Below are 9713 nucleotides of genomic sequence, written 5' to 3' on the forward strand. Positions count from 1 at the left end.
TGCAGAATTTGCTCATGGGTTACTGCGTAAATGAAAGCGAACCAGTTAAGAGCAAGAAGGATACCGCCTGCCAGAAATCCGGGGTGTTGTTGCAAATCAACCACAATCGCCGCTGGCACCCGGAGTGGAATCTGGCCAAACGCCTGCTGGAAGAGGGCGCAATCGGTCGCCTCAACCACATCCATTGCTTCATGGATGGCGTCAAACCCGCACCCTGGTGGTGTAGCGAGAACGAGGGTCCCCTGATCCACGACGGCACCCACTATTTCGACCTGATGGATTATTTCGCCGGACCCGTTGACTGGTTGTATGGCATGGCAGAGCAACGGCGCCGCCCCTGGCCGGTCGAAGATTTTGCCACCGCTTTCATGCGGTTTAAAAACGGTGCCAGTGGCTTCCTGCAGGTCTCCGAACTGACGGACTATACCGACCACGGTTTCGAACTGCGCGGAGAAAAGGGCACTCTGCGTATATACCGTGAAAAAGTAGAACTTCAGGAATCCCGACTGGTTCGAACCGAAAAGGAAAGCGGCTTCGAATGGAGTCGATTACACAGTGTGGAACTGGAACACCCGGCACCTGCCTCCACCTATGTGGAAGCATTGGCAGAGCTCGTTGCGACCCTTGAAGGCAAAGCCACCCTGCGCAGCGACGGAGCCGTGGGTTTGCGTTCATTGGAAATGGTTCAGGCTGTCTACCAATCACAATTGCAAGGTAACCGACCGGTATATTTTCCTGTCTCGCTAAAAACTTCCGGCTTGGAGGCACTCAGGTCAAAAGGCCATTTTCGCAATGTGAAAGATTGAAGAACCTGTTGCAGCGCTGGATTGGCACTTTAACTCCGAACCTGCCCGGTCAAAACAAGTTACAGGGATCCGGCTCCCCGTTTGAGGAAAACAACAAGAAGTCCGGAAAGTATGGCAAGCACGCAGGTGATCGATGCCAGGGTTGCGACCTGTTCCTTCGCAAGGAAGGTCAATCCCAACATGACAACTCCGAGCATACCAAGACTCCAGGCGAATACTTTCAGCGGTAATCGTACATCCGCCTGATGAACTATATCGCGTTTCTGAAATTCGGCGATGCGCTCCTGGGTTTGTAACCAGCCACTATCCGTCTTTCGACTGCGGATTTCCGAAACGACTAAAATTAATAGCGGAACCAGAATCCCGACGAGCAAATCACTTTCACGTGTGTGGCCGGAAATCAGGTGGTTGAGGCCACCCAGCAAGGCCCAACTGGCCAGCCACCCGGATTCCGATAAGGCGAATTTGTAAAGGAGTATCATGGGAACGCCGGCCAGCATGGTCCTCCATACAACGTTTGATCCAATTCTTCGCGAAAAGAGAGCCCATACCGTGGGCACCATGAGCGAGGCGTAAGTCAGGCTGAGAATGGAAATAAGCACATTGCGGTACTCGCCGAGACGGGGCAAAATGAGCGCGCTCGCCAACAAATAGATGCCGACCAATAAAGTAAACCACCGTCCGGCCAAAACGGATTGGGAATCGGTTGCCGCCGGGCGGAGATATTTTTTGTATAGCCCGTCTGTCAGGGCTCCCGCATACATGTTAAGGGCGCTGGATAAAGAACTGGCCGTGGCCGAAAACATGGCGGCGAGCATCATCCCAATCATACCCGCGGGCAAAACGGACTTGCAGGCCAAAATATAGGCCTCTTGGGGATCTGCTCCCGATTGAATCGTCCGAAAAACAAACGAGGGAGCCATCCACAAAAAAGGCGTTATCAAATAAAGGGTGCCGAACAAATACATGCTCTTCTGCGCGTCGCGGGGAGACGGAACACAGAGATGCCTTTGCACGTAAGTCCAATCGGCTCCGAGATTGAACAGATTTATCAGCAGCCAACCACCTAAAAATACCCAGGAAAATCCCGGCGCGGTTGGATGAAAGAATCCATCCGGTGCGTTTTGAATAACCGCCATGGCTCCACCAGCCTTTATGACAAACAAGGGAACGACCGCAATAACACAGAGTGTCAGCACGATAAACTGAAGCATATCGGTGATGAGCACTGCCCAGAGGCCACCCATGGTGGTGTAGGCAACTACAATGGTCGCCAGAATTACACAGGCCCAGTCCACAGACAACATTCCAGTCGTATCGCTACGAAGCAGGTTTCCCTCCTAAAGTGGAATTAAAGGACAGAGCATCACCGCCAGCGCATACAGGGACAGACCGGTTGTGCACATCAGCCCACCCCGATAAACCGTATAGAAATTCAGGACCCGCCTTCCGAACCGGACATCCACGAAGTCGGTGGCGGCCGACAAGGCTGTTTGGCGCCATCGCGCGGCGAAGAACCGTCCAGCCACAAATGCCGCGAGGCCGTACATGGAGCAAATGATGGCCCCGACCAGTCCATACTCATAAGTAATCCCGCCCCAGACCACAAAAGTGCCGGCTGAAAACATGGTCATGTAGGAAGAAATTCCGGACAACCACCAGGGCGACTGCCTGCCGGCGACAAACATACCTGCCGAGGTTTTTGTCCTGCTTTTGAATAGGATGCCGGCGATCAGGACACCCACGCAATACAAAGCAATTACGACCCAATCTACGTTACCCATAACGGATACTCATACACTATCGAGTCGCCAATGAAATATCAGATTTTGAAGGCTCAGACTGTTTCCACCAATTTATTGTACTGGGATACAACGGCTCCCAGGGCCTTGCTGTGGGTCACATACACTTGCCATTCGGGGTCCGCCCACATGAGTTCACGCTTGGCCTCGCGGTCAGCAAGATCTTTGTAGCTCCACATCAGAATGAACTCGTTCGGGTCCTCAATGGACTTCACATAGGAATACGGCTTACCGAGTATCCGGGACTGCGGACCAAGTCCGTATTTTTCATAAAGCGCGAAATGCTCTTCCCGCATCCCGGGTTTGGTTTGGTAGATTCGTATATCGATTAACATAGTCAGGTTCACTAGCGTCCAGTTAAATGTCATTGAATATCAATTGGTTAGAAATATCATTCTTTGCATTTCTTGTATCATAACTTCTAAGTAGCTGATGGATAGGCTCTTTTTGAAACACATTCACGCTTAAAACTTGCAAGATTCGACTCATACTTTCGTTGATTCCATGAAGCTTATTGAGACAGGCCACTTTAAGGTAAACGCAGATGGCGATCCAGATTTGGGTCCGCACCGCGTTCTCACTGGTGCCGTAGAAAGCTTTGATACGCAGGTTCTGCTTGATCCACTTGAAGAACAACTCGATTTGCCAACGACTTTTGTAGATGGCCGCGACGGTCAGGGCGGGCAGGTCGAAGTGGTTGGTGAGGAAAACCAGACGTTTGTTTGTCAGTGGATCCACAAAGCTGATACGCCTCAAGTGAGTGGGGTAATCCCGTTTGGCTTTGTCTGTGTTCAAGCGGATGGTTTGGTCACACCTCAATCCAGTGGACTTGTCGACTGGACGGGACTCGCTTACGTAAAACCGCGTGTTGCTTTTAGCGCGAATAACAAAGAAAGCTCCTGCCTTGTGGATGGTGTAAAGACGACTGAAATCCACATATCCACGATCGAATACATAGATGCTCCCGGCTTCGAAACGAATCTGGTCGAGAAAGTGCACATCATGCACGGAACCGTCCGTAATGCTGATGAACACAGGAATCGAGCCTTTGAGATCGATTTGCGTATGCAACTTGATGGCGGCCTTTGCTCTTCTGAATGTGGCCCATGGAAATATCGAAAGGCACAGATCGATAGTGGAGGCATCGACGGCGTAAACCATCTCATCAAGGTCCAGTCCTGTGGAATCGCCGACATACAACCGGCGAGCTTTGCGGATGAGCACCCCGGCAAGCGCCTCATAAACCCGCCAATCCCGCAACTCGTTTGCGTAAGCCAAATTGGTGCGGGTAATATTTCCACGAATGCCCATGGCGTAGAGATGACTGCTACCGTTCAAGCAGGCCTCGATATCTCGCAAGCCCTCGCGAAAAGTGATCTGAGCGAAAGCCATCGCCAGGAACTGATCGCGAGCAGTCATGCTGCGACTGGCACGCGGCATCGGAAAGCGTGCGACACAACGGGTGAATTGTTTAGGATCGAGAACATCGATGATTTGAGCGAAAACGAGTCGGCCAGAGTTCATCCTTTATTGAGAATGAACTTCCGCATTTTAGGCTACTCCATTCAAATGCAGGACACTCCTTTTTTTCAACTAGCATCTTAAGATGAACTACTTACAAAAGCAAAAACCGTCCTTAACTGGACACTAGTGAGTCAGGTTATAGTTTATCGGTTTTCATCTTTCGCAATGGGTAACTCTTCAAAGGCATGGTAAACCATTCAATTCCTGAGCGAACAATGGACATTAAAAAACTTCCCGATCCGTTTAATCGCATCCATTGCTTCAGGCAAATCAGGAATCACATGAAGGCTATTCTGCCAGCCGTGGGGCACATGATCGAAAGCTTCGAGCTCCACCGACACTCCGCTTTCACGAGCTCTTGAAACGTAGGCGAGCGCATCCCCATACATCGTTTCCGATTTCCCAACTTGCACCAACATGGGGGGAAGTCCTTCGAGGTCGGAGAAAACGGGAGAGGCCAGCGGATTGATGGGATCGGTTCCATTTAAATAGAGTCCGGCCATACGATCCAGGTAACCCTTTGAAATAGTGGGATCCGATCCGGCATTGGTCACAAAGGTTTCCGCGCTTTGCGTGAGATCTGTCCAGGGAGACAGTAGAATTGCGGCGGCTGGTTGGTCCTCTCCCAAAAGCTTGAGCTTGGTGAGTAATGCAGCTGACAAACCACCCCCTGCGGAGCTCCCTCCAACCACTATTTGCTTCGCGGAAATACCTTGGTTTAACAGCCAGTGGTAAACCGTAAGTGCGTCGTCCAGCCCGACGGGAAAGGGATGCTCGGGTGCAAGCCGGTATTCCACGGTGAAGCAGCGACATCCACAAGCGAAACTAAGATCCGATGCGATTCTTCGACTGGCGATGGCGGAGCCCCGGTAATAACCACCCCCATGCAGAAAGATAAAAACACTATGGGTTATGGGAGTTCCACATACCACCCACTCCCCGTAAACGCCATCGGCATCACAGACTTCCACAGTGGTGTTGGGTCGAGGGACGCTTCCGCCGTCAGGACCATTGCCGCGCAAAGACTCAATCGACTGACTGGGTTTATAGGCGTTGGCGCGTCTGTGCGTGATCAGGGCTTTCAGTTGTTCGCTTGGCATGGGAATTGATGGGTTAACAGGAGTCGAAAAGGAAATTTTATTTGTAAGGTAAGTTCAGAGGCGGAATCGGCACTGCGAGGACGCAGTGGCCCTACCTGTATCCGCTAAACCGGTAGGGCAAGAGCATCCTGCTCTGCCGCCAAAAGTCTGAGAATACACTCATTGTTCGTTGGAGGACCCAAAGATCAATTACCGGATACATTTCATTCCCCACTTATAACCCGTTGCAGCGCTGCTTCATCAATATCAATGCCCAGGCCCGGTTTGTCAGGCGTATGCATGCAGCCGTTTTCGAAGCGCAGGGGTTCGCGCAGGATGCAATTACCCAAAGGATTGTCGCCGAACCAGTATTCGCTCGTCATGGTATTGGGCATGGAAGTGGCCAGGTGCGCGCTTGCCGCAAAATGAATCGCCGAGCCGATGCTGATGTGCGGCGCAAACGCCAGCCCGAATCCGTCGGCCATTTCTGCGATGCGTTTGCATTCGGTGATACCACCCGCACGACAGACATCCGGCAGAACCACATCCAATCCACCTGCTCGAATGAATTCGGCTGTTTCGTAGCGTGAAGTCAGCGAGTCAGTCGCGATCGGAATGCGCAGAGCTTTGGCGATCTCTCCGTACCCGGCCACGTCTTCAGGCGCGGTCGGCATTTCAAACCACATGCAACCCAGCTCCTGCAATTCGTAACCAATCTGCATGGCTTGTGCCCGGTCGTAAACTCCTGCTGCATCGGTATAGATCATGAAGTCTTCACCCACCGCTTCCCGCACACTGCGAATACTTTTCAGGTCGCCTTTGAATCCACGGCCAATCGCCATCTTCAAACCGGTAAAACCGCGGACCTTAAGATCGCGCGCATCCTGAGCCAATTGCTCGAAGGCTTCCCCTGGCTGATCGTAACTTAGCGCGGGCAAGCCGGAGGCATACACCCGCACCGGATTGCGAAAACAGCCGCCCATCAACTGATAAAGCGGTTTTCCGGAGGCCTTGCCGATGAGGTCCCACAAGGCAATATCTATACCACTGATGGCTTCGAGGTAGAATCCGGCGCGATGCCCGCGCACGCGCATGCCGGCATACATTTTTTCCCAAAGCACAACCACATCGTGCGGATCCGCGCCGATTACAATGGGAACAAGCAGCAAATCGATGATCTGTTTCGTCGCCTGCGGTGCCACGGGTGCTTTCGCTTCGCCCCACCCGACCAACCCGTCATCCGTAGTCATTTTAACGATTACGGTATCAATCGTTTTCGAATAAATAAACTTACGCCGGAGCGGAGGTGGATATTCAGTCGAAATCTCAGGCGAGCGATTTTCACTCCCCCAGCCCCGGCTGCCCCAATAGCTTTTCTTATCGATCGGTTTCGCCTGCACGGCGTAGGTTTCAATGTTGGTTATTTTCATAAGTTTTACCCCAATGTTTCAAAAATTCGAGATGTGATGTAGAGCAAGGCGCAGTCCGCAATCCTGCGCGGGAGCGTAGAAAACTACGTGACAAAGCGGATTGTTGACTGGAACACAGCTCTTCGTGCATGTCGGATTTAGCATTTATAAGTGCGTTTTAAATCGTAATTTTTCTGCAGTTTACACATTTGATTTTGGTGCTTTAACTAATTGTCTTTTAATTTTTTACCGTCTGCACTTTTGAAGGCGGTTGAGATTTTGGGGGTTCTTGGGCTAACATCAGTAGAAGCGGTCCCTGCCCCCAGGGATAAATTCCAAAAGGACGGGTGGCATACATGTTCAATTCGCCGATGGGTGTGGCGTCACTGACCCATTCCAACGCACCCTCCGTATTGATACACCCATGAGCGGCGGCGCGCGCCCGACTCTCCATCTCCCCAAATTCCCTTTTATCCAACAGTCCCGCGTCGAACGCTTCTCGCAAGGCATAGGCGGTCATGACGGCGAGGGTGGATTCCAGATAAGTATCGGGCCGGTTGACCACGGTATGCCATAAACCGTCGGTGTGTTGAAACCGTTTCAGTGCCAGGCATAACTGTTGCAGACGTTCAAGCAGCTCAGGTCTGGCCGGATTCGTGTCCGGCAACAGTTTCAGGGTTTCAACCAAACCCATCAAGGCCCAGCCATTGCCTCGCGCCCAGAGTTGGCCATTGGTGCCGCAATCCACCTCGTAACCGTGCCAGAACAGTCCGGCGTTTTCACTTTTGCCATCGACCTGCAGGGCCCGGGCATATCCGAGAATTTCATCCAGGCCTTGTTCTATATAACCTTCATCACCGGTCAGGTTTCCGAGCCGGACAAGGAATGGTGCGTCCACATCCATACAATCCACCCAGATCTGTCTGCGCCAACCAGACATATCCGGACGATGCATCCGCGCCCCGAACTTGTTTTTCGGAAACGAAGCATTCAGTGCCGCGAGTTGTTTCGCAGCCTTGAGGAAATCTGCATCACCGGTCGCTTCATAAACTAACAACAATTCGGTTCCGGGAGCGATGTGCTCTTCGTTGCCCTTGCCCACTCCACGGTCGATGTAGTTGCTTAACAGTTGCTCTACAAAATTGTTGTACCCGGAAATTCCCGAAACTCGATAGGCCGCCAGCAGCCCGCGCAAGGCAATCCCTTCACCAAATCCCCACATTCTGAACGGCCATTGCTTAGTACGGACGGCGGCTAAAGTTAACATGGTCTAGATAAAAAAGAGGTTCAGGAGTACTAACCAGGAATGTATTTGGAAACAGAATTCCATTTTTAATTTCCTTGGTTACAAATTATCAGACCTGTAACCGGCATCCTCGAAAAGCGACTAAAACGTGAGTCAACCGTCGACTGTTTGAGATTCTATGTAAGATTCCAGAAAGTGTCGGCATCCTATAAGTAAAACACACAATTAACCGTCGAACGATCTAAACAAGAATCCCAATTTGCCGATTGGATAGAGAAGCATCGCCTGATCCTTCACAAGGTTGTGAACGCCTTTGCAAGCGGAACCGATCAAGACGACTTGATGCAGGAAATGATGATTTGCCTGTGGAAGGCACTACCGGTATTTCGGGGCGATTCAAAGGAATCCACCTTTACTTATCGTGTCGTTAATAACTGTGCTTTGACCTGGATTCGCGGCCAAAATCGGCGGCGTGCACGTGAGACCAAGGCATTCAAGGAACCGACTTTTCAAACCGAGACCGAGGAACCCAAAAATTGGCGATTGGAGCTGCTCTACGAATGCATACGAGAACTGCCTTCCGTGGATCGCTCTATCATTACCATGTCACTCGATGGCCTGAATCACTCGGAAATCGGAGAAGTCCTTGGATCATCCGGGAACGCCGTCGCTGTAAGAATTCACCGCATTCGCAAACAACTATCAGAAACCATTGAAAGAAAAGGAAAAACAATATGATTACCGATAACATCGACAACATTTGGAACTCGGCATCCAACACGGTAACCGATACCGAAGAACCACTTCAACTCGTCCGGAAGGAACGCACCAAAGATGTGCGCCGCAAGATCCGCATGAGCATTTTCGGGTTCAACCTTTCCCTGGCCACCGTGGTCGCCCTTTGGGCCACCGTTTCCGGTAAATCGCAGTTGCCCGACTCATGGCCGGCACTGGTCTGCCTGATCATACTTTGGGCAACCTACCTCGAGTTTATCCGATACCGGATAAGCCAATCCAGTTGCGACAAGCTCAAGAGCCACGATCTCCGAACCGCGTTCCAATTGACCCTTGAAAAAGCCAGAACCTCGTTGCGTGAGATTCAGATTCTTCTCGCCGTCAACCTGCTAACCATCATTCCGATGACCATTGTCAGTGTTCAAACCCTATTGGACAATGGAAAGATGACCACGCAGCAAGGCCTGGGCTTTACCATTTTCTGCCTACTCATCTTCGGGGCCAACATCGCTTTTCTTCTTATTCAATATTTTTCAACCATTCGCCCGCAATGCGCCTTACTCCAAAAACGGATCGAATCGCTGGAGGCCTGAGCGGATGATTAATAAACCCTTACCTCATAAATCCTGGCGCTCTCCGAACCATGGGTACTTAAAATTTCAACCCGTAATTCCTCCGTCTGTACCGGGATCTCCAATCGGTGAACCCGCCTGCGGTGGTAGTTGCTTTCAATCGAAATAAGTTCCTCCCAGTTTTCTCCTTTCCGCGACAAAATCCGGTAGTCTTTCACACACTCGGGAACGGGAAAGGGAAAGCGGTAAGCCTCCCGCGGCCAACCAAAACAGCGGTCCGGCGCACAGAGGTCGGTGTCAAAAGTGAGCATGATTTTAGAAATGTTCCGCGGAGAATCCCAATGAAGCGTCAGGTCTTGGGGAAAACCATTTCCGGGATCGGAAATCCAGATGTTGGGCCAGTCTTCAGCCCGCGAAATGCCGTTTATGACATTGGCACCGCCATAAGGCTTGGAACCGGGGCTGATCCCACAGCACAACGTGGCACGAACTTTCCGGTCATAATGGAGCCCTACCGTGTCCTCCATCCAATTATGCAAT

Annotated in this window: 9 protein-coding genes and 1 pseudogene; 3 read left to right on the top strand and 7 right to left on the bottom strand. The window is 51.4% G+C overall.

Annotation, left to right across the window (positions count from 1 at the left end; all coding sequences use genetic code 11):
* The coding region (locus O3C43_23345) for a Gfo/Idh/MocA family oxidoreductase (GenBank protein MDA1069421.1) at positions 1-806 on the top strand (806 nt) is incomplete at its 5' end.
* 59 nt (positions 807-865) lie between these two features.
* Here O3C43_23345 and O3C43_23350 read toward each other — a convergent pair.
* From O3C43_23350 to O3C43_23375, 6 genes and pseudogenes are all read right to left on the bottom strand, one after another.
* A pseudogene (locus O3C43_23350) lies at positions 866-2494 on the bottom strand (Na+:solute symporter).
* Between the two features lie 149 nt (positions 2495-2643).
* The gene (locus O3C43_23355) at positions 2644-2943 is read right to left on the bottom strand and encodes an NIPSNAP family protein (protein ID MDA1069422.1); all 300 of its coding nucleotides are present in this window, start codon (positions 2941-2943) and stop codon (positions 2644-2646) included.
* Between the two features lie 22 nt (positions 2944-2965).
* Entirely contained in the window at positions 2966-4132 is a 1167-nt protein-coding gene (locus O3C43_23360) for an IS4 family transposase (GenBank protein MDA1069423.1), read from the bottom strand.
* 197 nt (positions 4133-4329) lie between these two features.
* Entirely contained in the window at positions 4330-5232 is a 903-nt protein-coding gene (locus O3C43_23365) for an alpha/beta hydrolase (protein MDA1069424.1), read from the bottom strand.
* A gap of 203 nt (positions 5233-5435) precedes the next feature.
* Positions 5436-6641: a mandelate racemase/muconate lactonizing enzyme family protein gene (locus tag O3C43_23370; GenBank protein MDA1069425.1), complete on the bottom strand. Its 1206-nt coding sequence runs from the start codon at positions 6639-6641 to the stop codon at positions 5436-5438.
* 217 nt (positions 6642-6858) lie between these two features.
* Positions 6859-7887 carry a glycoside hydrolase family 88 protein gene (locus O3C43_23375; GenBank protein ID MDA1069426.1) on the bottom strand — a complete coding sequence of 343 codons (1029 nt, stop codon included), beginning with the start codon at positions 7885-7887 and terminating at the stop codon, positions 6859-6861.
* A gap of 249 nt (positions 7888-8136) precedes the next feature.
* Between O3C43_23375 and O3C43_23380 the strand changes: the two genes are divergently transcribed.
* Positions 8137-8604 carry an RNA polymerase sigma factor gene (locus O3C43_23380; protein MDA1069427.1) on the top strand — a complete coding sequence of 156 codons (468 nt, stop codon included), beginning with the start codon at positions 8137-8139 and terminating at the stop codon, positions 8602-8604.
* Positions 8601-9194, top strand: coding sequence for a hypothetical protein (locus O3C43_23385; protein ID MDA1069428.1), 594 nt, complete (start codon positions 8601-8603; stop codon positions 9192-9194). Before O3C43_23380 ends, O3C43_23385 begins: the two co-directional genes overlap by 4 nt.
* Before the next feature lie 8 nt (positions 9195-9202).
* Here the strand turns inward: O3C43_23385 and O3C43_23390 are convergent.
* Positions 9203-9713: discoidin domain-containing protein (locus O3C43_23390; GenBank protein ID MDA1069429.1), on the bottom strand; the 511-nt coding region annotated here is incomplete at its 5' end.

It is taken from the genome of Verrucomicrobiota bacterium (assembly GCA_027622555.1).
GTDB lineage: Bacteria > Verrucomicrobiota > Verrucomicrobiia > Opitutales > UBA2995 > UBA2995.

Bases quoted from the DNA above. Each gene is read 5' to 3' on its own strand.
- O3C43_23355 (MDA1069422.1), bottom strand. From the start codon at position 2,943: ATGTTAATCGATATACGAATCTACCAAACCAAACCCGGGATGCGGGAA.
- O3C43_23360 (MDA1069423.1), bottom strand. From the start codon at position 4,132: ATGAACTCTGGCCGACTCGTTTTCGCTCAAATCATCGATGTTCTCGAT.
- O3C43_23365 (MDA1069424.1), bottom strand. From the start codon at position 5,232: ATGCCAAGCGAACAACTGAAAGCCCTGATCACGCACAGACGCGCCAAC.
- O3C43_23370 (MDA1069425.1), bottom strand. From the start codon at position 6,641: ATGAAAATAACCAACATTGAAACCTACGCCGTGCAGGCGAAACCGATC.
- O3C43_23375 (MDA1069426.1), bottom strand. From the start codon at position 7,887: ATGTTAACTTTAGCCGCCGTCCGTACTAAGCAATGGCCGTTCAGAATG.
- O3C43_23385 (MDA1069428.1), top strand. From the start codon at position 8,601: ATGATTACCGATAACATCGACAACATTTGGAACTCGGCATCCAACACG.